The following is a 22,543-nucleotide window of genomic DNA, read 5'->3' on the forward strand; positions in this document are numbered from 1 at the left end:
TCGGTTCATCTCGGAGTTTCCGCTTCGCCCGCTTGCGTCGGGTCGAATGTTGTCGCGGATTCATGAAAACCATGGAGCCGATCACCGTCTACGTCCACTTCCCCTGGTGCCTCAAGAAGTGTCCCTACTGCGACTTCGTGTCTTTCGCGAAGGCGCGGGAGGCGATCGACCACCGCGGCTATGCCGACGCCGTGCTGGCCGAGCTCCGGAAGCGGGAGGATGTGCTGGGCGAGCGCGAGCTCCGGAGCATCTTCTTCGGCGGCGGGACGCCGTCCCTGTGGGAGCCGGACGAGATGGGCAAGGTGCTGTCGGCCATCACCGCGGCCGCCGGCCGGCTCTCGCCGGACCTCGAGGTGACCGTGGAGTGCAACCCCACCTCGCTCGATGAGCAGCGGGCCCGAGCGTTCCGAGCGATCGGAGTGAACCGGCTCAGCATCGGAGTTCAGGGCCTCGACGTCGATCGCCTCCGGTTCCTCGGGCGCCTGCACGACCCAGACGGCGGGCTCGGCGCGCTCTCGGCGGCGCTCCGGTCCGGGATGCCGCGCGTGAGCGGCGATCTCATCTACGGTGTCGCGGTCGGAACGGTCGAGGCGGCGCGGGAGCAACGCCCCGAGCACGCCGCCGCCGAGGCGCGCGCCGTGGCCTCGACGGGGGTGACCCATATCTCGGCGTACAGCCTGACGGTCGAGCCCGGCACCTCGTTCGGAGAGCTCGCGCGGCGCGGTCGCCTGCCGCTCGCCGGAGACGATGGCGTTGCGGACACGTTCTTCGCCATCGACGAGGCCCTCGAGGCCGAGGGGCTCGCCCATTACGAGGTGTCGAACTACGCGAGGCCGGGTCACGAGGCGCGCCACAACCTGGGTTACTGGCAAGGCATCGACTACATAGGGCTCGGGTGCGCCGCCTACGGGACGGTGTCTCGCCCGGACCCGCGCTGGGGCCTGCGCTCGGCCGGCGCGGAGGGGCATGGAGAAGCGTTCGCGGTCCGGTACCGGAACATCGTGAGTCCAGAACGGTACATGGCTGCGATGGCCGAGGGCGGCGAGGCGATCGCCGTGGAGAGCGAGGAGCGGCTCGACCCGGAGACGCGGCTGTCCGAGCGGATCATGCTCGGGCTGCGGCTGCGCGAGGGGCTCGATCTCGAGGCCGCCGCGGCGGCGCTCGGGGTGCCGGCGTGGCCGCCCTCGCGGAGGCGGGCCGCGGAGCGGATCGAGCGCGCCGGCCGCCTGGAGATGGCCGGCGGGCGGGTCCGCGTCCCGCGAGCAGCCTGGGTCTTCGCCGACGGCATCGCGGCCGACCTGTTCTGAAGCAGCGCCGCGAGGGCGTCACGTGGGCTCGCGGTGGACGCCGGGCCGGGACCGCGCTCCGATGAGCGTCCCATGAGCCGTTTGCCTACCGTCGAGGACATCCGCGGCGCCGCCGTGCGCATCGCGCCCCACGCCCACGTGACGCCCGTGATGACCAGCCGCACGATCGACGGCATCGCGGGGGCGCGCGTCTTCTTCAAGTGCGAGAACCTGCAGCGGGTCGGGGCGTTCAAATTCCGCGGCGCGTGCAACGCGGTCCTGTCCCTCTCGGACGAGGAGGCGCGGCGCGGCGTCGCGACCCACTCCTCGGGCAACCACGCCGCCGCGCTCGCGCTCGCGGCCCGAATCCGCGGCGTCGCCGCGTACATCGTCATGCCCGAGAACGCGCCCGCGGTGAAGCGCGCCGCCGTGGAGGGCTATGGCGCCCGGGTCGTGAGCTGCGCCCCCACGCTCCGGTCGCGCGAGGAGACGATCGCCCGCGTGATCTCCGAGACGGGCGCGATCTTCGTCCATCCTTACAACGACCCGCGCATCATCGCCGGCCAGGGCACGGCCGCGCTGGAGCTCGCGGCCCAGGTGGACGATCTCGACGCCGTGGTCGCGCCCGTGGGCGGCGGCGGGCTGCTCTCCGGGACCGCCATCGCCACCGGCTCGCTGTCGCGCGCGCGCACGATCGGCGCCGAGCCCGAGGCCGCGGACGACGCGGCGCGATCGATGCGCGAGGGGAGGATCATCCCCTCGAACGACCCGGTCACGATCGCCGACGGCCTCCGCACTTCGCTCGGCGAGCTCACCTTCGCGGTCCTGCGCGAGCGCGGGGTCGAGATCGTCACCGTGAGCGAAGAGGACATCGTCAAGGCGATGCGCGTCGTCTGGGAGCGGATGAAGCTCGTCATCGAGCCGAGCGCGGCCGTCCCGGTGGCGGCGGTCCTGCGGCGCTTGGTCCACGGGGCGCGGATCGGCGTCATCGTGAGCGGAGGCAACGTCGATTTGACCCGGCTCCCGTTCACCTGAGCGCGATCGCGGGAGCCACGCCCGCTCCCAGCTTCGCCGCGCCCGCGCGGGGAAGCTCGACCTTCACCTGAGCGCGCTCAGGCGTTCGAGCCTACGCGCGAGGGCGCGCTGGCGCTCCCCGCGCCCACGCTCACGTGCCGCGCCGCTCTCGCGCGAAGCGCAAGGCGGCGCGTACAGCGCTCGGCCCTGGGCCGGGCGGCGCCGCTGCGACCGACCGCCCTTGCGCGTCGAGGATGCGCGAGCCGCCCTGGCCGTCGATCGCAGGGCGGGAGGGCCCCCAGTTGGCGTTCACGATCGAGATGCGATGGCGCCGGGCGAGCACGGGCAGGAGATCGGCGCGCATGTCCCCTTCCCCGGGCGAGTCGACCCACGCCGTAGGAAAGAGCAGCAGATCGGCCTCATCGAGCGCGTCGCCCGCGTCTTCGGAGACGAAGTGAACATCGAAGCAGATCGCGACGGTGAGCTTGACGCCGCGCAGCTCGAGGACCGGCGTCCCGAGATCCCCCGGCGCCGCCCAGCGCTCCGGGAACCACGGATGACGCTTGCGGTAATGGCCCACGCGCCGTCCGTCGGCGTCGAAGACGAGCAAGCTGTTGTAAAAGCGGCCCCCGCTCGCCTCGACGAGGGGGCCGGCCAGCGCGATCCCGTGCCTTCGCGCGAGCTCGGCGAGACGCTCCGCCGACTCCCCGTCGATCGGCTCCGCGAAGCGGCGCAGATCGCTGTCGCCCCGCGGCGAGACATATCCCGTGAGGATGAGCTCGGACAGCAGCACCAGGTCTGCCCCCGCAAGCGCTGGCGAGCCGAGGAGACCGTCGATCTCGGCAAGCGCGCCCCCTCGGTCGCCGAAGCGCTGCGGCAGCTCGAGCGCAACCACGTCGAGGGAGCGATCGCTCAAGGACACCACCGGACGCCCCCCCACCGCGAGCACGCTCCCGCGCCGCCCGCCGGCGATCCGGTCGCATCGCCCCGGACAGCGCACGGCGAAGCCACGGGGCGCCTTCGGCTCAGCGGTGGTTCCGCGCGACCTGGAGCTGGTGGAGGCTCACCGCCAGGTCGACCTGGCGGCGAAGATCCGAGGCGATCCAGGGCTTCGTGATGATCCGGAAGGCCGCGCTCTCCCGGGAGATCTTCTGGATCTGCTCGACGTCGGTCGGGGCGCAGACCAGCACCGGGACGTAGCTCAGCCCCTGCCGGCGCAGCTCGCGCAGCAGCGCGAGCCCGCTGAAATGAGGCATCCGGTAGTCGGCGACGACCACGGCGGGCGGCTCCTTTACCGCGGCCGCCAGCGCGCGGCGAGGGTCCCCGAAGGTGCGGACCTGGTAGCCGGAGCGGAGCGCCCGATCCATGAGGTCCAGGTTGAGCTCCTCATCGTCGACGGCGTAGAGGAGGGCTCCTTGGCCCCGACCACTCGAAGGTGGCGGCATGCTGCCGGAGTGCGGGGCATTGCCCATCAAGCGCGAGGGTATCAGACCTCGTTCTCCTGCACCACGCGCTCAAGCCGAGGCAATCTGGTTGCCTGCATCACGCCCAGCGAAGGACAGCCAGGCACGCGACACAGCGGGAGGGCCGGCAGAGGTGGGCGCCGCTTCGCCCCGGCACCCTGTCTCGCGTCGCTTCAGCGGGCCTCGCGATGCGCCGCGAGCGATCAACCTGGACCGGCAGCGGCGTTCACGATCCACTCCGGCGGCGTTCGGCGGTAAGAGATCAGGGGATGCCCGCTCGCGATGGATTGCTCGAGGTCGGCGCGCTCGTGGACGGCCGGTATCAGGTGCTCGGCCACCTCGGGAGCGGCGGCCATAGCGTCGTCTACGATGCGCGCCAGATCGTGACCACCCAGCGCGTGGCGCTCAAGCTGCTTCGGCCCGAGGTGCTGCGGCGCTCGCGCGAGTCGAGCTCCCAGGAAGCGCGCTTCGAGCGGGAGATGCAGGTCATCGCCCAGCTGAGCCACCCGAACATCGTTCGCCTGCTCGACGCCGGGCGCCTGCCCGAAGGCGAGCTCTACCTGGCGCTCGAGTACGTCGACGGCGAGACGCTGACCGCGCGCTGCCAGCGCACGAGGGGGGTCGAGCCGAACGAGGCGAAGCGGCTGATGCTGCAGGTGCTCGACGCCATCGGCTTCGCCCACGAGCGCGGCGTCGTGCACCGCGACCTCAAGCCGCACAACATCATGGTCGCCGGGTCGGGCAAGCGGACGCACGCCAAGGTGCTCGATTTCGGCATCGCCGCGCTCATCGGCGAGGCCCGCTCCGCCGACTACCGCGCGCTCACCCCCACCGGGGAGTTCAACGGGACCCCGGCCTACATGGCCCCGGAGCAGCTCGTGCAGTCCACCCCGACCACAGCGGCGGACATCTATGCATGGGGGCTCACCTTTCTCGAGTGCCTGATCGGCGCGCCCGTGATGCACGAGGCGACGATCGCCGAGGTCATCTTCCGCCAGCTGAGCCCCGAGCCGGTGCCGATCCCCCGCGCCCTCCGCGGCCACCCCCTCGGCGTGCTGCTCGAGCAAGCGACCGCCAAGTCGCCGGCGCATCGCTTCCGGTCCGCCCGCGACGCCTACGAACTGCTGGAGGAGTGCGACGTGTCGGGGATCCCGTGGCCGCTTCCGCCCGATCCTGGACACTCCGCCTCGCTGAAGGAGCGCGGCGGCGCCCTGGAGCAGCGGGCGATCGCGACGCGACCGGCGCGGCAGGTCGAGGCCGAGCAGGAGACCCAGCTCGTGCCGTCCGAGCAACCCGAGCCGCCGCCGGGCACGGTGCGCAAATCCCCCGAGCAGCAGCGGCAGGACGAGCGGCTCGGCGCCGCGCCGACGCTCGCGATCCCAGGCCGCAATGTCGCGCCCGCCGCGGCGCCGGCGAGGCCGATCCGCAACGCGTCGATCCACCTCGGCGCCTCGGGGAGCCCGCAGACGGCGCCGGCGACGAGCTTCACGTCCCGCCCCAGCGTCGCGCCCGGCACGCGGCCGATGTCCACCACCGGCCGCGGCGAGCGCCGCCAGCTCACCGTGCTGGTCTGCGGGCTCGCCGGCGCCGAGCGCATCGCGGACACGGTCGACAGCGAGGCGTTCCACGAGCTCGTCCAGATGTATCAGGCGGTGTGCGCCCAGGTGATCGGGGCGCAAGAGGGGGTCTTCCTCCGCTCCCCAGGCGAGGAGACGATCGCGTATTTCGGCCACCCCGTCGCGAGGGAGGACGACGCCCTCCGCGCCGTGCAGGCGGCGCTCGATCTGGTCGAGCACATGTCCCGCCTGAACGCGCGCGAGCTCGTGTCCACGCCGCTGTCCGTGCAGGTTGGCGTGCACACCGGGATGGTCGTCGTGGCGGACAGCGACGCCGCGCCATCGCTCGCAGGCCCGACCTTGAACGCCGCGACGCAGCTGAAGGCCCACGCGGAGCCGGGCACGGTGCTCGTGAGCCGCGCGACGCTGAAGCTCGTCGAGGGCTATTACCACGTGGACGCGCTCGGCGAGATCAGCCCGAAGGAGGCGCGCCAGCCGATCGAGGTCTTCGCGGTGCACGGGCGCACGACCGCGCGGGACCGGCTGGACGCGAGGATGCAGCACGGGCTCACGCCGCTCGTCGGGAGAGACAGCGAGCTCGACGAGATCGCGGCCCGGTGGACGCGGGCCGCGGGGGGCGCGGGCCAGGTCGTGCTGATGACCGGCGAGGCGGGGATCGGCAAGTCGCGGAGCGTGCGCGCCTTCCGCGATCGGCTGGCCGGGACGCCGCACCTGTGGCTCGAGGCGCGCTGCTCGCCGCAGCTCCAGAACAGCGCCTTCTATCCGGTGATCGAGCTGCTCAACGCGCTGCTCGCGGGCGATCGCGAGCGCGCGAGCACGCTGAGCGGCGCCGCGCCGCCGACGGAGCGCGGCGCAGCGCTCGAGCCGCGCGAAGACCGGCTCGCGCGGCTGGAGACGCTGCTCGCCGAGGCGGAGGCGGGGCCGCTCGCCGTGCCGCTGCTCGCCGCGCTGCTGTCGATCCCGACCGAGGGACGTCACCCCGTGCCGGCGCTCACCCCGCAGCGCCAGCGGCAGGAGACCATCTCCTCGCTCCTGCAGCTCTTCCTCGGGCTCGCCGATCGGCAGCCGCTCGTGCTCACGGCCGAGGACCTGCACTGGGCCGACCCGTCGACCCTGGAGCTGCTCGGCCGGCTCATCGACGAGGGGCGGCCGTCTCCGCTGCTGCTGCTCCTGACCGCGCGCCCGACGTTCGCGCCGCCGTGGCCGGTGCGTTCGCACTTCACCCAGATCTACCTCGCCCCGCTCAGCGCCGAGCGAATGCGGGCGCTCGTCCAGCAGCTGGCCGGCAAATACGCGACGAGCGGCGCGCCGGGCATGAAGGCGTCGCTGCCAGACGAGATGATCCGGACGCTCGCGGAGCGCAGCGATGGCGTCCCGCTGTTCGCCGAGGAGCTCACGCGCATGGTGGTCGAGTCAGCCGCCGCGCAAGCCGCCGCAGAGGAGTCGACCGGCGCGCCGAGCGCCGCGCGCCAGGGGGTGGGCGCGCCCGAGATCCCGACCACCCTCCAGCACTCGCTGATGTCGCGCCTCGATCGCCTGGGCCCTGCCAAGGAGGTCGCGCAGCTCGCCGCGGTGTTCGGCCGATCGTTCGGCTACGAGGCGCTCGAGCTGTGCGCGGCGGGCAGCGCGGGCGCGGAGCCGCTGCTCATGGCGTCGAGCCCCGAGCTGCTGCGCGAGGCGCTCGCGCAGCTCGTCGACGCCGAGCTGCTCTTCCAGCGGGGGCGCCCCCCGCGCTCGACGTACACGTTCAAGCACGCGCTGGTGCAGGACGCCGCCTACCAGTCGCTGCTCCGCAGCACCCGGCAGGTGTACCACGCGCGCATCGCCGCCGTCCTCGCCGAGCGCTCCACGGATACGCCGCCCGAGCTGCTCGCGCGGCATTACACCGAGGCCGCGCTGCTCGGCCCCGCGATCGCGGCGTGGCAGCGCGCGGGTGAGGCCTCGCTGTTCTCGTCCGCGCACGCCGAGGCGATCAGCCAGCTCAGCCGCGGGCTAGAGCTCCTCAAGCAGCTCCCGGAGACCAAGGAGCGGACGCGCGACGAGATCACGCTGCAGACCACGCTCGGCGTCCCGCTGATGATCACGCGCGGCTACGCCGCCCCGGAGGTCGAGGCGACGTACGCGCGCGCGCACGCGCTCTGCCGCGAGGCGGGCTCCTCGCCGCAGCTCTTCCCCGCGCTGTGGGGGCTCTGGATCTTCTTCCACGTCCGCGGAGACTACGCGCTGGCGGAGCAGCACGGCGAGCAGCTGCTCGCGCTCGCCGAGAGCACGGGCGACGCCGGCATCACGCTGGGCGCCCACCAGGCGCTCGGCGCGACGCGCTTCCTCCGAGGGCACCTCCGCGAGGCCCGCGAGCACTTCAACAAGGTGCTCGCACTCTACGATCCCGCGCGTCACCTCCCGCTCGCCTTCCTCTTCGGCCAGGACGCCGCGGCGTTCTCCCTGTCTCACCTCGCCTGGATCGCGTTCCATCTCGGCGAGCCGGAGCGCGCCAGGGCCTCGGTCGACGAGGCGATCGCGCTGTGCGAGGAGCTGAACCAGCCCGTGAGCCGCGGCTTCGTCGAGCACTTCGCGGCCGTGCTGTGCTGCCTGCTCGGCGATCTCGCGGGCGCGGAGGCGCACGCGCACGCGCTCAGCAAGCTCTCCGAGGAGGTGGGCATGCCCCACTGGGCGGCGCTCAGCCAGATCGACCTCGGCTGGGCGACGGCGGCGCGCGCGGCCGAGGGGCCGGCCGGCGAGGCGGCGCGCGCGCGGTATGCCGAGGGCGCCGCGCGCATCCGCGGAGGCCTGGCGATGCTGACGGGCGTCGGCAGCCGCGTGTCGCTCACCTACTGGCGGTCAGCGCTCATCGAGGCGGAGCTCGGCGCGGGCAACGTCGACGAGGCGAGCGCGCTGCTCGCCGACACGCTGGCCTTCGTCGAGAAGAGCGACGAACGCTACTTCGAGCCAGAGCTCTACCGTCTCGAGGGCGAGATCGCCCTCGTGCGCGGCGCGCCGACGGCCGCGGAGGCGCGGGATCGGGCCGAGGCGGCCTTCCGGCGCGGGCGCGAGATCGCGGAGGGTCAGGGCGCGCTCGGCCTTCTGGCGCAGCTCTCAGAGCGCCGCGCGGCCCGCCCCTGAGCGGAGGGCGGCGCGCTGGAAGAGAAGGAGCAGCGCGCCTCGGCGGCGCGCGAGGCGCGTCCCGCCGCGAGGCGACCGCGGGAGACGCCGCAGGAGCTCCGGAGCGCGGCGCTAGAGCTCGCCGTGCATCGGCACCCGCCAGGCGACGATCTCGGCGTGCTGCTCGCGGCTGAAGGGCCGCTCGAGGAGCCGCGTGCAGGACTGCCGTGAGCGGAACAGCTCGAGGATGTAGCCCATGCGCTCGGGCAGCGACGCCCAGTCCTCTGCGCCGCAGCCGTGCGTCGTCTGATCGTGCGCGTTGTACTCGCTCAAGAGGTCGAAGAGCTCGCGATCTTCGATGGTCGCGAGCTCAGCGCAGTGGAGCGGCAAGCCGGGCGGCGCGGGCAGGTCGTGACCGAGATCGAGGAGCTCGTCCGGCAGGCGCATGGTCATCATTTCCTTCGTGGCCAGCAGACGCCAAATCTCCTGCACCTTCTCGGCCTGCTCGCGGATCACGGACCTGAGCGCGTCGGGCAGGTGCCGTCCGGGAACGCCGATCGAGTCGCGGAGGCAGCGGACGGGCGCGTTGAGCGCCCTCGCGATGTACGGCTGGAGCCGCACCTGCTCGTGCAGCCCGACGAGCGCGTTGGCGAGGAGGACCAGCTCCGCTTTCCTGTCCTTCTCCTCCGTGAGCATCGCCTCGTGGTAGCGCGCCATGGCGCTGCGGAGCAGCCCCTGTCCGCCCTCACGAGATTGCCCTGTCTGCAGCCCGTCGAGCAGCGCGGCGAGCTGCGCGTCGCCGGGCCGCGGGCACTCTCGATAGAGGTGGATCATGCGGACGAACAGGGGTCCGAGCTCCTCGAAGACCTTGAGATTGCCGAGGGCGATGTCCGAGCTCAGCTCGCGCAAGATCCGCTCTGGGATCTCCATCAGATCGAGTCCATGACCCCACCAGGGCGTGAGCAGGTTGACGCCGCTGGCGAGCGGCGAGCGCTCGGGCTCGCCCTTGCCGCGCCCCGTCGCGATGCCGGCGCGCTGCGAGATCACCTCCCGCTCGTCCTCGTCCGAGAGGATCAGCTGCCGGAGCGCCGCCGGCACCTCCTCGTTGCGGATGAACCGCCCCGCGGTCTTCGAGGCCCACGTGGCGAAGGTGCACCAGTGAGCGTTGCGTCCGCCGAGCAGCTTCACGAGCTCCGCGGAGATCTCGTAGTAGCACTGGGTGATGAGCAGGTTGCGCAGCACCGGCTGCCGCTCCAGCGCGATGACCGCAGGCACGTGGCCGAGCAGCGAAGGCAGCTCGGACACCTCCGAGAACCGCACGCCGGAGTGCGTCCTCGCGGTGGTCCGCGTCGCGCGCTCCACGACGCCGCTTCGCGTCACCCGCAGCGCCTGCGCCTCCGCGGGCGACGAGAGAGAGGGCCGATAGACACCGTCCTGGAAATGGCCGGAGTGCTCGCTCGCCGGTGCCGCAGCCATCAGCGGCTTCACAGGGGTCGTCATTCTCCCGTGCTACCTCCAATCGTTACCAGCTGTCCATACCTGTCCATAAGTTCATGGTAAAAAAGCCGGCTGGCGCGGGGGGGTGCTGAACATGTGACGCCGGTTACACGCCGACCTGTTCAGGGGCGTTCGGGCACGTTTGGGCACGCTCGGCCGCGTTCGTCCGATTGAACAAGCGCCAGCGGCCTCACCGCTGCTGCGGTGGAGCGAGCGGCGGGAGCGTCGAGGGTGCCGCGGTCGCCACGGCGCTTCCGCCGCTTCCGCCGCGCGGCCAGGTCGTGACGCTCACCCGACGCTCTCGGCCGAAGGTCCGCGCGACCACGGCGCGCACATCGGCCGGCTCGACCTCCTCGAGCGCGCGGAGCAGCCTCGGCAGGCTGCCCGGGTCGAGCGCAGCGCGCAGCCGCAGATCGGTGATCGGCCGAGGAGACGCCGGCGGCGGCGCGACCGTCGCGCGCCGGGTGAGCTCTCTCTCGAGATCCAGCTTGAGCAAGGCCTTCGCGAGGGCCAGCTCCTTCCAGGTAGGCCCGGACGTCGCGAGCGACGCGAGCTCGGCGTCGAGGCGCTGCTCCAGCTCGGCGGCGCTGCGCGACGGCGCGGGCGTGAGCTCCACCGCCGCGACGCTCGCCTGCGCGCCGAGCGACAGGCGCCCCGTCACCTCCGACGCGAGCTGCCCCTCGGCCACGAGCGCCTTCGCGAGCCGCGCGACGCGCGGGCTGACGAGGATCTCCATCGCCACCCGGAGCGGCGCCTCGTCCGTGCCTCCCTCCGGCGGCGCGATCCAGCCATAGAGCAGCCGCGGCGCCGGCACCGCGTCCTCGATGACGATCCGCTCCTCGCGCGGATGCGGCCCGATGGGCCGCTCCGGCTCCTCGACGGCGCGCTGGAGCGAGCGCGCGAGCGCCTGCTCGACCGCCGCGCGGGAGACGTCGCCCGAGAGCGCGATCGTCGCCTGGGCCGCGGCGCGCTCGCGCCGGAGCGACTCGGTGAGCAGGAGATCGCTCGCCGCGCCTGCGTCGCCGCGCGCCCCTATCAAGGTGCCCTCCAGCGGGTGGCCGGCGGGGAACAGCGCGTCCCCGAGCGCCAGCCACGAGGGGCCGTACGGCGCCCGCTCGAGCGCGCGCCGCGAGGCCGCGCTGGCCTGCCGCCTGAGCTCGGCCACGCGCGCGTCGCTCGCCTCGCCGAGCAGCATCCTGAGCCGCGCGGCGACCAGGTCGATGCCGACGTCGAGATCCCGCGGAGGCACGGTGATCGCGACGCGCGCCTCGCTGGCGAGCGCGGGCCCCGCCGCGCCGGCGTCGCCGGCGGACCGCGCCGGGACGGCGACGACCGCGCTGATCGAGACGAGCGGCGCCGCGGGATCTTCCCGGAAGTCGACCGCGATGCCGTTCGGGAGGCGGAAGCGCTGCACCTGCTCCTGGCCGAGGCCCGCGAGGAGCCCGATCTGCTTCTCGATCGCCGCCTCGCGCCCCTTGAGGGCGCGGCGCGCGCTCGGGCCTCCGACGTCGTCGAAAGGCGACACCGGGACGAGGCGCCCGCTCCGGACGCCGAGCGGGTCGTCCTCGAAGGCAGGGCGAAAGCCGACGCCGCCGCCGACCATCACGATCGGGAGCCTCGCATCGAGCGCCTCCGGGTTGCCGAGGAGCGGCATGGGCGCCGGCGCCTGGCCGGGCGGGGTGAAGAGGGGGAGCCGGTTCCGACCGAGCGACACGGGGCGGGGCGGCAGCGACGCGCCGTCCAGCGCGAGCTCGCCGATCGCAGCGCGCTGCGGCAGCCCAGCGCTCGCGCCGTCGCCCTCGTCCTCGTCGAGCTCCTCGTGGTCGAGGTAGGCGGGGAAGAGGGCCATGGCGCGCGCGACGCGATCGGCGGGCAGCGAGATCAGGTGGTCGACACGGCCGGGCGGGACACGGTCGCGCAGGAGCTCGGGGTTGTGCTCGCGCAGCACGGCCGTCGAGATGCCCGCGGCGCGCGCGATCGTGCGGAGCCGCGTCCCCGGCGGCACCGCGACCTCGCCGAGGTCGAGCGGCGGGAGAGGCGCGACGTCGGGCAGGTCCAGCCCGAAGCGCCCGCGGTTCGCCGCGACGATCGCGAAGGCGATGATCTGCGGCACGTAGTCCGCGGTCTCCTTGGGGATGGCGCCGGCCTGCGAGAGCTCAGCGAGCCCGACGGGCCCGCGGGCCTCGGGATCGCGCGCCGCCGCGACCTTCGACAGCGCGCGGAGGACGCCCTCGTGGCCGAGGTTGTACGCCGCCAGCGCGAGGTCCCAGCGGCCGAATCGCTCGTACAGGTCGCGCAGGTGCGCGGTCGCGGCGTCCGTGGCCCGCGTGATGCCCATGCGGGCGTCGATCCACTCGGACTGCTCCAGGCCGTAGGCCTCGCCCGTCCTCGGCATGAACTGCCAGAGCCCCGCCGCGCCGGCCGGCGAGACCGCCCGCGGGTCGAAGCCGCTCTCGATCGCCGCGACCCAGAGCAGATCCTCCGGGAGGCCCGCCTCGCGGAGCGAGCGCTCGATGATCTCGCGGTACGCGCCGGCGCGCCGGAAGCGCCGCTGGAAGAGGGCGCGCCCCTCGTCGGACTGGGCGAAGAAGCGGACGAACCGCATCGTGCGGCGCGTGAGGGGCACGTCGAGGTCCGGCATCGCCAGCGTGGCCAGCACCGCCCCGTCGGGGTCCTCGAGATCGTCGTCCGCCGCGGGCTGGAACTCGTGCACGAGGAGCGCCGTGAGGGCGGGCGGCGCGTCGCCAGCGGGCGGAGGGCAGGCGTCGGCCGTCGCCGCGAGGGCGGGCGCGCGATCGAGCAGGCCGGGATCACGGAAGGCGCGGTACGCCGCCGAGAAGGACGCGCGCACCGATGGCGCCTGGCCGACGGCCGCGCCCGAGATGCAGAGCAGCGCGCCGAGCCCGGTCCACAGAGCGGCTCGCCGTGCCCAGCTCATCGACGTGGATCTTGCTCCGAAACCGCCCGCCAGCGCTACGGCAAAGCGCGGAGACAACGGCGGCGCCGTGGGTTGCTCGACATCGCCGCGCTTCCCGGTGCGTCCCGGTGCGCCCGCGGCTTCCCGCGATGTTCCAGCCCGAATTCCTCGGCGTTCTGCACCGGCGCCGCGCCCCGCGCCTGCCCGGGGCCGACGGCCCTCGCTGCGACCAGCACTAGCCGCCCGCGTCCGGGCGAGCTAGCAAGCACCGGCGATGCGCTCGTCTCCAGCCGGACCCCCTTCAGAGAAGAGCTCTCGGCTGGGCGAGGTGCTCGACTTCATGAAGCTCCTGTGGGCCGTCGATCACGGCCTGCAGTCGACGTCGAAGCGCATGGAGGCGAAGATGGGCGTGACGGGCCCGCAGCGGCTCGTCATCCGCATCGTCGGGCGCTACCCGGGGATCTCCGCCGGTCAGCTGGCCGAGATCATGCAGCTGCACCCGAGCACCCTCACGGGGGTGCTGAAGCGGCTGCAAGAGCGCGGGATCATCGAGCGCCGGGTCGACCCGAAGGACGGGCGCCGCGCGCTCCTGGGCCTCACCGCGCGCGGACGCGAGCTCGACAGCCTCCGCACCGGCACGGTGGAGGCGGCCGTGCGACAGGCGCTGAAGTCGGTGCCGCGACGCAAGCTCGACGCCGCGCAGGACGTGCTCGCGGCCGTCGCCGAGGCGCTGCAACCGCAGCAGGGCGACGAGTAGCGCCGCCGGTCGGATCCGCGCGCGCGGCGCGCGATCCAGTCAGGGCAGCGCCGATCGGAGAATGCCTGCAGGCGCGCACGGCGCTGGAGCCGCGACGCGCTGAGCGAACGGCGCTTCGCGGCCTGAAGCTCGGCGCACGCTGCGTGATCTGCGTGAAGCGCAGGGCTGGGCCGCGACCCGCAGCCCCTCCGGACATCGAACAGAGAAACGGCGGTCGTCCCGCACGGCGATCTGCGCCTCGCCGTCTCCGAGACGGAGGACGTCGCCGCGCCGGACCCGTGAATCGAGGCATTCGGTGCGATCTCCGCGCGGCGCGCGCCGCGCCGAGCGCCTCCCATCACCACGACGGGGGAACAATGAGGCACTGGGTTCTTGGCTCGATCAGCGCGGCGATCATCGCGGTGTCATGGGGCTGCGGCTCCGGAGAACGAGGCGGGCAAGCGGAGACGGGAGGCGGCGGGCACGCGGCGGGAGGCGGAGGGACCGGGAGCCATGCCGCAGCCTGCACGATCGCGGCCGAGGGCCTGAAGGTGAGCAGCGGCCGCGGGATCACGCCCTCGATCGCGTGGACCGGGGCGGGCTTCGCCATCGCGTGGCACGAGCGCGCGGCCGACGAGGGCGACATCCTCCTCGCCACGGTCGACGCGGAGGGCAACAAGCTGCGGGAAGAGGTGATCGACGACGGGCCGGGCGTCTCCAGCCACCCGAGCGTTCACCGCGACGGGCAGGGCCTGCTCGTCCTCTGGCAGGATCAGGACGGCGCGGGCAGCGTCGTGCGCGGCCGCCGCGCGACGCTGGAAGGCGTCGCCGAAGGCGCGGCCTTCGATCTGGCCAGGAGCGGAGCGGCCGAGTCCTGGCCCACCGCGGCGGCGAGCCAGGACGGGACGCTCATCGCGTGGATGGATGCGGGCGGGTCGCAGCTCGGCCACCTCGACAGCGGCGCGCTGAGCAGCTCGATGCCGCTGGATCAGGCGCAATTTCCGGCCGTCGCTTCGGACGGTGAGAGGACCGCGCTGGTCTGGAGCCAGGGCGACGCGCTCGGCTTCGCCAGGCCGGGCCAGGAGAGCGCTCCGCTCGATCCGATCGCGCACCAGGGCGTCACCGCCAAGGTGCCGCGCGTCGTGCTCGGCGGAGACGACGCCTTCCTCGTCTGGGAGGACACCCGCAGCGGCGCGGAGCAGATCCGCGCGCTCCGGATCTCCGCGCAGGACGAGGTGTCGCCCGAGGCCATCGTCTCGCACGGCGAAGACAGCGCCAACTGGCCGGCGCTCGCGTGGACAGGGCACGGCCTTGCCGTCGCGTACTACCAGTTCCGCGACGGTCCCCCGGGGGTCTTCGTCACGCTGCTGAGCCGGGACCTCGATCCCATGGGCGACGAGATCGAGGCGAGCGGCGGCGCGACCGCCCGGTACCCGGCGCTGGCCTGGACAGGCCAGGAGCTCGGTATCGCCTACACGGAGCAAGACCAGGGCATCCGGCTCTCGCGCGCCAGTTGCCCCTAGCTCCGCCCGCCCACGCGGCGCGATCCTCCGCGCCAGTTGCCCCTAGCTCCGCCCGCACGGGCGGCGCGCGGGGACGCGGCCAGGCCGCCCGCGACGGCGCGAGGTCGTCGCTCGCAGCAGCGCAGCCCGATCGCCCGCGGCGATGCGCCCGCGTCGCCTGACGCGGCCCCGGATCGAACCCTGCAACCGCCCTCGGCGTGGCCGTCCTCCCCTGCGCCTTTGCGATCCTAATCTGCACAGCCGTGCTCGGCGCCTACGCCGTGCGCGTCGCGCGCCGCGGCCGACCCGCGATGCCGCGGCTCGGCGCCTCTCCTGGGAGCGCGCTGCTCCCCAGGCCGGTGGTCGAGGCCTTCTACTGGTCGTTCCACGCCCCGGCACGCGCGCTCGTGCGCCTCGGCGTCTCGCCGGACGCGCTCACCTACCTCTCGCTCGGCCTGTCGCTCGCCTGCGCGCCGCTGCTCGCGGCCGGCCGCTTCCGGTCCGGCGCCGCGCTGCTCATCGCCGGCGCCGTCCTCGACGCGCTCGACGGCATGGTGGCGCGCGAAGGCGGCAGGGCGTCGCGCGCCGGCGCGGTGCTCGACTCGTGCCTCGACCGCCTGTCCGACGCCGCGCCGCTCATCGGCCTCGCCGTCTTCTACCGAGAGCACCCCGCGGCGCTGGCGATCCCGCTCGTCGCGATGGTCGCCTCGTCGCTCGTGAGCTACGCGCGTGCCAAGGCCGACGCCTACCGGGTCTCGCTGCCCGACGGGCTGATGCGCCGGCACGAGCGGCTCGCCTACCTCGTCGCGGCGCTCGTCTTCGGTCCGGCCGTGCCGACCACGCGGCTGACCGGCGCCCTCCCCTTCCCGATCACGCTCGCCTGTCTCGCCCTCGTGGGAGGCGTCGGCCTCGCCGCGGGGCTGCGGCTCGTGCAGCGCACGCGCGCCGCCCTCGCGGCGGCCGACGCGGCGGCGCCGCGCGAGCCGAGGACGACCGCGCGCTCCGGTGGAGAGCACCCGCGCCTGCTCCGCGGCGGAAAGGCCACGAGCGCGCCGCTGTGATGCCGGCCAGGCCGGCGCGGCTCAGGCGGGCGGCGCCTTGCCGCCGCTCGCCGAGGCGTCGGGCTCCCAGAGGAGCTCCGGCGTGCCGAGGAGCGCGGCCGCCCAGCGGCTCCAGACGAAGAGCGCGTCGCTCAGGCGGTTCAGGTAGCGGACCGCGTGCGGATCGGCGTGGCCGGCCTGGGCGAGGCGCACGCAGCAGCGCTCCGCCCGGCGGCACACCGTCCGCGCCACGTGGAGGTCCGTGTTGAGCCGCGAGCCGCCGGGGAGGACGAACGAGCGCAGCGGCGGCAGCTCGACCTGGCAGCGGTCCATCTCGGCCTCGAGGAGATCGATCTCGGCCTGCGTCACGCGCGGCTGCTTCGGGTGGACGTCCTCCGGGAGCGTCGCGAGGATCGACCCGAGGTTGAAGAGCTCGTGCTGGACGCGGAGCAGCGTGCGCCCGAGCTCCACGAGGCGCTGGGCGCCCTCGCTCGGCGCCCCCGGGAGCAGCTCGATCAACGTCTGCCGGGCGGCGCCTACGAGCGCGTTGAGCTCGTCGACGGTGCCGTAGGTCTCGATCCGCTCGTCGTCCTTCGGGACGAGCTGCCCGCCGACGAGCCGGGTCAGCCCGCCGTCCCCCTGCCGCGTGTAGACGCGGTTGATCGTGATCTTCGGCGCCTTGAAGACGCGCGCGCCGCCGCTCTCCCCGGCGTCCGGCGCCTGGGCACCCGTCCCGCGCGTATCGTCGTCGCTCACGGGGAGCTCACGTAAGGCCTCAGCGCACGAGGGTCAAGAAACGCCGCCGGAGGCGATGTTGACGATCCTCCGGGGGAAGTGGAACAGTCCTGTCCCTATGCGCTCAGCAGGGCCGCTGCTCCGTCATCCCGTCTCCATCGCCCTCGTCCTCGCCGCGATCCCCGTCGCGGCCGGCTGCGCCGCCGAGCCGGCCGCGCGACCGGCGCCGAAGCCCGCCGTCACGGCGGAGATGGCGCGCATCGCGGAGAGCCAGCGCCGCGTCGACGAGGCGAGCCGCGCGCTGTCCGACAAGCGGTACGCCGACGCCCGCGGGCTGCTCGACAAGGCGAGCGGGCTCGGCGTCGACTCGCACCGGTTCCAGATCGGCGAGCTGCGCGAGAAGGTCGACAGGCGCGAGGCGAAGGTCTGGGCCAACGACGCCGCCGAGCTGCTCGACCAGAAGGAGTGCGAGGCCGCGTTCCACGAGCTGTCGGCGCGGATCGACGAGCTGAAGAGCGAGGCGTTCACCCACGAGGTCCGGCGGCTCGTGGCGTCGCAGGCCGCGGCGTGCGCGAGCAGGAAGGTCGACGACGCGACCATCGCCGGCAAGCTCGCGGAGGCGCGCGCGTTCCTCGCGGCCCCGCCGACGAGGGCGGTCCTCGGCGACGCCGCCACGGACCGGCTCACCGCGGAGCTCGACGCCACCATCGCCGAGGTCCTCTATGGGCAGGTCGAGGCGGACGTCTCGGCCGGACGCTGGGCGAGCGTGGTCGAGAAGATCGACGCCGCCGTGAAGCGTGGAGACACCTCCGAGGAGCAAGGGCGCGCGATCCTCGGGCGGGTCCGCGCGGCCGCGGCGCCACGGCTGGCCGAGCTCGCCGGCAGGGCGCTCGGCACCCAGGACGCGGCAGCCACGCTCGAACAGCTCGACGCCACCATCGCGCTCCTGCGCTGGGAGGCGCCCGCGCCCGACGCGGCCGAGCTGCCAGGGAGCGGCGCGCTGCCCGAGCTGCTCGCGCGGAAGCGCGCCGCCCTCGCGGCGTGGGTCGAGGCGCGGAAGGTCCGGATGAAGCCCATGAAGAAGCCGGAAAAGCGCTGGTCTCACGGCACCGTCGCGGTCTCGCCCGCGTCGGACAGCGACGGCGAGCCGACGCGCAGCCTCCTGCCCTCGACGCCCGTGTGGGTCATCGGCCAGACCAAGGATCGCGCGCTGGTGACCGAGGTCGACCCCGGCACGGCCGTGGTCACGGCGGCGTTCGACGTCGCGATCGGGTGGGTGCCGCTGCCGCGCCTCGCCCAGGAGCCGACCGTCGACTGGCTGCCGCCGAACGACCAGCTGAAGGGCGAGCGCGTGTGGGGCCCGCTCCGCGAGAAGCAGCCGACGCTCGAGCTCGGCGTGGTGAGCGACGTCCAGGGAGCCGATATCACCGTCCGGCGGCTCGCCGACGACGCCGAGATCAAGCTGCCGCGCAAGCAGCTCCGCAGCGGGCGCCTCGCCCCGGGCACCAAGGTGCTCGCGCTCTGCAAGTCGGAGAACGAGCCAGCGACGATCATCGACGTGCCGCCCGCAGGTCGCGTCGCGCGCATCGAGTGCGAGGGGGGCATGCAGAAGGAGGAGCCCCTCGCCTCGCTCCGATCGCGGCCCGATCTCTTGCCCCGCAGCCGCTAGCTCCGCCCCGGCGGAGCCCAGCCCTCCGGCCGCCGCCGAGCGGCTGGCTGCGCCGCGCCGGCAGGCCGAGCCGACGCGCCTCGCCCCTGCCGACAGGCGCGGCGCTCGCTCTGCCCGCGTGGCCACAATTCTCGACCGCCGGCCGTCCGTCGTTGACTCGTAGCGCCGGGCACCTAAGTCTCTCCATCCCTGAGGAGCCACGATGCCTACGACCTATAGCGACCTCATCTCCGACGTCCGCAAGTCCATCCGCGAGCTCTCGCTGACTGAGCTCAAGCGCCGCCTCGACGACAAGGTCCCGATGGTGCTCCTGGATGTGCGTGAGAAGGAGGAGTACCGCGCCGGCTTCATCCCGGGCGCGATCTCGATCCCGCGAGGCTTTCTGGAGATCCAAGTCGAGCAGAAGCTGCCGGACAAGTCGGCCCACATCGTGGCCTATTGCGCCGGCGGCACGCGCTCGGCGCTCGCCGCGAAGACGCTCCAGGAGCTCGGCTACACCAACGTGGAGAGCGCCAACCCGGGCTTCTCCCGCTGGAAGGACATGGCCTACCCGGTCGAGATGCCGCCCAACCTCACGGACGCGCAACGGGATCGGTACTCCCGGCACCTGCTCCTGCCCGAGGTCGGCGAGGCGGGGCAGGCCAAGCTGCTCGCCTCCAAGGTGCTCCTGCTGGGCGCCGGCGGCCTCGGTAGCCCGGCGGCCCTCTACCTGGCCGCCGCCGGCGTGGGGACGCTCGGCCTCGTCGACGCCGACGTCGTCGACCACTCGAACCTCCAGCGGCAGATCCTCCACGCGACCTCGCGCGTGGGCCAGCCCAAGGTCGACAGCGCCGAGACCGCGATCCGCGACCTGAACCCCGACGTGAAGGTCGTGAAGTTCCAGGAGCGCGTCGACAGCGGCAACGTCGACCGCATCTTCGAGCAGTTCGACATCATCGTCGACGGGTGCGACAATTTCCCGACGCGCTACCTCGTGAACGACGCCTCGGTCTTCAAGAAGAAGCCGGTCGTGCACGGCTCGATCTTCCGCTTCGAGGGCCAGGTGACGACGTTCATGCCGGGCGTCGGCCCCTGCTACCGGTGCCTCTACCCCGAGCCGCCGCCCGCCCACCTCGCGCCGAGCTGCCAGGAAGCGGGCGTGCTCGGGATCCTGCCGGGGATCATCGGCATCATCCAGGCGACCGAGGCGGTCAAGCTGATCCTCGGCAAGGGGGCGCCCCTCATCGGCCGGCTCCTCACCTACGACTCGCTGCGGATGAAGTTCGGCGAGCTCAAGCTGCGCCGCGACAAGAACTGCCCCGTCTGCGGCGAGTCGCCGACCATCACGAGCTACATCGACTACGAAGGCTTCTGCGCGCTCGGCTGAGCGGACGCGCCACGCGCGGCGCGCTCGACGACGAGCGCCCGCGCGGCGGGGCGTGCACGACGACGACCAGGACCACGTCCACGACGACGAGCGCCCGCGCCGCGCGGCCGGGCGCTCCGCTGTGTCACGAGGGGTACTGGAGCACCGTGGCCTTCTCGGGCCGCTCGATCGCCTCCACGCGGCTCGTCACGATCTGCCGCTCCATTCCGTCGTGATCCATCTGGGTGAAATAGATGGGGCTGCCGACGCGCGCGTTCTGCGGCTCCGGGATCACGACGCCGTTCGGGTTGATCCGAACCGCGCCCTGGAGCTTCAGGTGCAGCGCGAGGTGGGCTGGCCTGAACTTGCGCGCGGCCCGATCGCGGACCGCGACGCAGATGTCGTCGCGGACGTGATACTCCGTGTTGCGGGTGATGAAGACCCGGTGCTTGCGGCGGTCCGTGCCGGTGTAGTCCATACTCGCTCCTTCGCGCCCTTCGGCGCGGCGCCCATCGTGGCAAGGCGCGCCGCGCGTGGCCAAATTCGTCGCGGCCGCGCGGCCCCCGGCGTCCCGCACGAAATCAGGTGCCGCAGCAACTTTGTGCGAATCTCCGCGCGCTTTTGGGACGCAGCGCGCAGCGGTGCCACGATCGCGATCGCCATGTCGCGCAGCGAGCGTCTACCCGGTCCCGGTCTGGCGAAGGTCCAGCGTCCACCGCTCCTCCAGCGGAGGCACATCGAGCTCGTGACCTGCTCGGCGGGGCGCCTCCACGCGCTGTTCGACAGCGCCGACGTGCTGAGCGAGGGCAGCACCCGCGACGAGGGGGGCGCGCTCGTCTACTACGGGTCGACCAGCCTGCACGTCGCGCTGCCGCCGGACGCGCCGCTGGCGGCGCGGCTCGATCGGGCGCTCGCGCTCGACCCTCACCTCAGGCTGCGGGCGCTCCGCGTGGCGCACCGAGAAGCCGCCGCGCGCGCGGGGGGCCCGCTCGGGCCGATGCAGGCCGAGATCCGCTGCGGCTTCGCGCCGCACGCCGCGGCGGTCTCGTTCGCGCTGACCGTGGACGTCACGGCGCGCGTGCTGATAACGACGGACAGGACGGCGCGCGCGTGACGGCGATGCAAGGACCTTCCCGACGAGACCGCGACCGCGGGCCGTGCCCCCTTGACGCGCGTGTCCACGTGGAGAACGGGAGCACTCCGGCGCGAGGCGGGGTACGCTCCCCACGACGCGCTCTGCCTCCGCCGATCCTCGGCGCGGAGCCGGTGACGCTGCGATGAGCAAGAAGGACCGTTCCGCCTCCGGAAATTCCGACAAGGTGATCCACGTCGTGTTCGGCCCTGGTGGCGGGCGGGTGTCGCAGCCCCCGCCTGCGCCGCGGGCGGACGCGACAGAGGCGCCGCTCCCTGCGCCGGGCGCCCGCGAGCCGGTCACCGACATGTTCACCGGCACCGAGGTCGCGCGGCTGCTCGGCATCTCGCCCGGGCGACTGCGCTCGCTCGATCGCGCCGGCATCGCGGCGCCGAGCGGCCGGCGGCGGGGGCGGCGCGCGTACACCTTCTCGGACCTGATCGCGCTGCGCGCCGCGCGCGACCTGATCGCCCGCAAGGTGCGCCTGCGCGACGTCGCGCGGGCGATCGACAACATCCGAACCGCGCTCCCCAAGGTGACGCGCCCCCTCGCCGAGCTCCGCGTCGCCTTCGACGGCAAGGCGGTCGTGGTCCGGGGCGCGTCGGGCGCGTTCGAGCCGCTCACGGGGCAGATGGTGCTCGACTTCGAGGTGAAGGAGCTGCGCGACGACGTCGTGCGGGTGCTCCGCCCGAAGGTGGCTCGGGAGCGCGCGCGCACGGCCTACGAGCTCTACATGCAGGCCAGCCAGCTCGATGAGGATCCGGCGACGATGGACGAGGCCGAGGCGCTCTACCGTCGCGCGCTCGAGATCGACCCGTGGCTGGCCATCGCCTACACGAACCTCGGCAACATCTGCTTCCGGCGCAACGCCGAGGAGCAGGCGGAGGCGCTCTACATGAAGGCGCTCGATCTCGACGCGGCCCAGCCGGAGGCGCAGTACAACCTCGGCTACGTGATGCTCGAGCGCGGCCAGGCGGCCGATGCAATCCGCTATTTCCAGGGCGCGATCGGGAGCGATCCGCGCTTCGCGGACGCCTATTACAACCTCGCGATGGCCTACGAGCAGATCGGCGATCCGACGAAGGCGCGCCCGTGCTGGCGCAGGTACCTCGAGATCGAGCCGACCGGCACGTGGGCCGAGATCGCGCGCAGGCACCTCTGAGGCGGGCGCCGCGGGCGTCGCCGACGCGCCCGCGACGTGGCAGGTCTTGGCGGTCGGAACCAGCGAGTGAGCGCGAGAGGTTGCTAGAGCGCGCTCCAATTCAGGAGAGGTGAACGAGATGAGCGACGTGGGATCGGCCCGGCGGGCCAAGGACGAGCTCAAGGCCAAGATCAGCGGCGAGCCGTGGTGTGTCGGCATCGGGGTCGAGCGGGAGGACGGGGTGGGCTTCATCGTCCGCGTCAGCATCCGGTCCGGAGGAGCCGACGCGGCGCGCGCGGTCATCCCGGAGCGCATCGGCGGCGTGCTGATCAAGGTGATCGAGAACGACCCCTGAGCACGGCCGATCCGCGGTCTTCAAATATCGCCAGG

17 protein-coding genes are annotated in these 22,543 nt (G+C 73.3%); 11 read left to right on the top strand and 6 right to left on the bottom strand.

All coding sequences use genetic code 11. The features are described from left to right. Positions 1–62: 62 nt before the first annotated feature. A complete protein-coding gene (hemW, locus tag WME73_RS21730) occupies positions 63–1,307 on the top strand; it encodes a radical SAM family heme chaperone HemW (protein ID WP_437747305.1) in 1,245 nt (414 codons plus the stop codon). A gap of 72 nt (positions 1,308–1,379) precedes the next feature. Next, positions 1,380–2,321, top strand: a complete 942-nt coding sequence (locus WME73_RS21735; RefSeq protein WP_437747306.1) for a pyridoxal-phosphate dependent enzyme — start codon at positions 1,380–1,382, stop codon at positions 2,319–2,321. 130 nt (positions 2,322–2,451) lie between these two features. Here the strand turns inward: WME73_RS21735 and WME73_RS21740 are convergent, their stop codons facing one another. Next, positions 2,452–3,222 (bottom strand): carbon-nitrogen hydrolase family protein, encoded by a 771-nt coding sequence (locus WME73_RS21740; RefSeq protein WP_437748005.1) that lies wholly within the window; start codon positions 3,220–3,222, stop codon positions 2,452–2,454. 103 nt (positions 3,223–3,325) lie between these two features. Next, positions 3,326–3,745, bottom strand: a complete 420-nt coding sequence (locus tag WME73_RS21745; protein WP_157906781.1) for a response regulator — start codon at positions 3,743–3,745, stop codon at positions 3,326–3,328. Between the two features lie 287 nt (positions 3,746–4,032). Between WME73_RS21745 and WME73_RS21750 the strand changes: the two genes are divergently transcribed. Beyond that, positions 4,033–8,460 (top strand): protein kinase domain-containing protein, encoded by a 4,428-nt coding sequence (locus tag WME73_RS21750; RefSeq protein ID WP_437747307.1) that lies wholly within the window; start codon positions 4,033–4,035, stop codon positions 8,458–8,460. 111 nt (positions 8,461–8,571) lie between these two features. Here WME73_RS21750 and WME73_RS21755 read toward each other — a convergent pair whose 3' ends face one another. Both WME73_RS21755 and WME73_RS21760 read right to left on the bottom strand, forming a co-directional pair. After that, a complete protein-coding gene (locus WME73_RS21755) occupies positions 8,572–9,939 on the bottom strand; it encodes a hypothetical protein (protein WP_437916919.1) in 1,368 nt (455 codons plus the stop codon). Between the two features lie 187 nt (positions 9,940–10,126). Next, entirely contained in the window at positions 10,127–12,874 is a 2,748-nt protein-coding gene (locus tag WME73_RS21760) for a transglycosylase SLT domain-containing protein (RefSeq protein ID WP_437916920.1), read from the bottom strand. A gap of 253 nt (positions 12,875–13,127) precedes the next feature. On the opposite strand from WME73_RS21760, the gene WME73_RS21765 reads away from it, so the two are divergent. From WME73_RS21765 to WME73_RS21775, 3 genes are all read left to right on the top strand, one after another. After that, a complete protein-coding gene (locus WME73_RS21765) occupies positions 13,128–13,610 on the top strand; it encodes a MarR family winged helix-turn-helix transcriptional regulator (protein WP_437554343.1) in 483 nt (160 codons plus the stop codon). Positions 13,611–13,966: 356 nt separating this feature from the next. Then, complete coding sequence (locus WME73_RS21770; protein ID WP_437916921.1) at positions 13,967–15,112, top strand: hypothetical protein; 1,146 nt, start codon at positions 13,967–13,969, stop codon at positions 15,110–15,112. A gap of 242 nt (positions 15,113–15,354) precedes the next feature. Then, positions 15,355–16,152, top strand: a complete 798-nt coding sequence (locus WME73_RS21775; protein WP_437747311.1) for a CDP-alcohol phosphatidyltransferase family protein — start codon at positions 15,355–15,357, stop codon at positions 16,150–16,152. A gap of 21 nt (positions 16,153–16,173) precedes the next feature. Here WME73_RS21775 and WME73_RS21780 read toward each other — a convergent pair whose 3' ends face one another. Continuing rightward, on the bottom strand, positions 16,174–16,887 hold the full coding sequence (locus WME73_RS21780) for a cob(I)yrinic acid a,c-diamide adenosyltransferase (RefSeq protein ID WP_437916922.1): 714 nt from the start codon (positions 16,885–16,887) through the stop codon (positions 16,174–16,176). Positions 16,888–16,984: 97 nt separating this feature from the next. On the opposite strand from WME73_RS21780, the gene WME73_RS21785 reads away from it, so the two are divergent. Both WME73_RS21785 and moeB read left to right on the top strand, forming a co-directional pair. Beyond that, complete coding sequence (locus tag WME73_RS21785) at positions 16,985–18,535, top strand: hypothetical protein (RefSeq protein ID WP_437916923.1); 1,551 nt, start codon at positions 16,985–16,987, stop codon at positions 18,533–18,535. A gap of 202 nt (positions 18,536–18,737) precedes the next feature. Beyond that, positions 18,738–19,901, top strand: a complete 1,164-nt coding sequence (gene moeB / locus WME73_RS21790) for a molybdopterin-synthase adenylyltransferase MoeB (protein WP_437747314.1) — start codon at positions 18,738–18,740, stop codon at positions 19,899–19,901. A gap of 124 nt (positions 19,902–20,025) precedes the next feature. Here the strand turns inward: moeB and WME73_RS21795 are convergent, their stop codons facing one another. Continuing rightward, entirely contained in the window at positions 20,026–20,358 is a 333-nt protein-coding gene (locus tag WME73_RS21795) for a hypothetical protein (RefSeq protein ID WP_437747315.1), read from the bottom strand. Positions 20,359–20,541: 183 nt separating this feature from the next. Here WME73_RS21795 and WME73_RS21800 point away from each other — a divergent pair, with 183 nt between their 5' ends. The 3 genes from WME73_RS21800 (at position 20,542) to WME73_RS21810 (ending at position 22,508) form a co-directional block, all read left to right on the top strand. Next, complete coding sequence (locus WME73_RS21800; RefSeq protein ID WP_437747316.1) at positions 20,542–20,994, top strand: hypothetical protein; 453 nt, start codon at positions 20,542–20,544, stop codon at positions 20,992–20,994. A 163-nt stretch (positions 20,995–21,157) separates the two neighbouring features. After that, a complete protein-coding gene (locus tag WME73_RS21805) occupies positions 21,158–22,174 on the top strand; it encodes a tetratricopeptide repeat protein (protein WP_437747317.1) in 1,017 nt (338 codons plus the stop codon). A gap of 118 nt (positions 22,175–22,292) precedes the next feature. Next, a complete protein-coding gene (locus WME73_RS21810) occupies positions 22,293–22,508 on the top strand; it encodes a hypothetical protein (protein ID WP_272099673.1) in 216 nt (71 codons plus the stop codon). The last annotated feature ends 35 nt before the right edge of the window (positions 22,509–22,543 follow it).

This window comes from Sorangium sp. So ce302 (assembly GCF_051530145.1).
Taxonomy (GTDB): Bacteria; Myxococcota_A; Polyangia; order Polyangiales; family Polyangiaceae; genus Sorangium; species Sorangium cellulosum_B.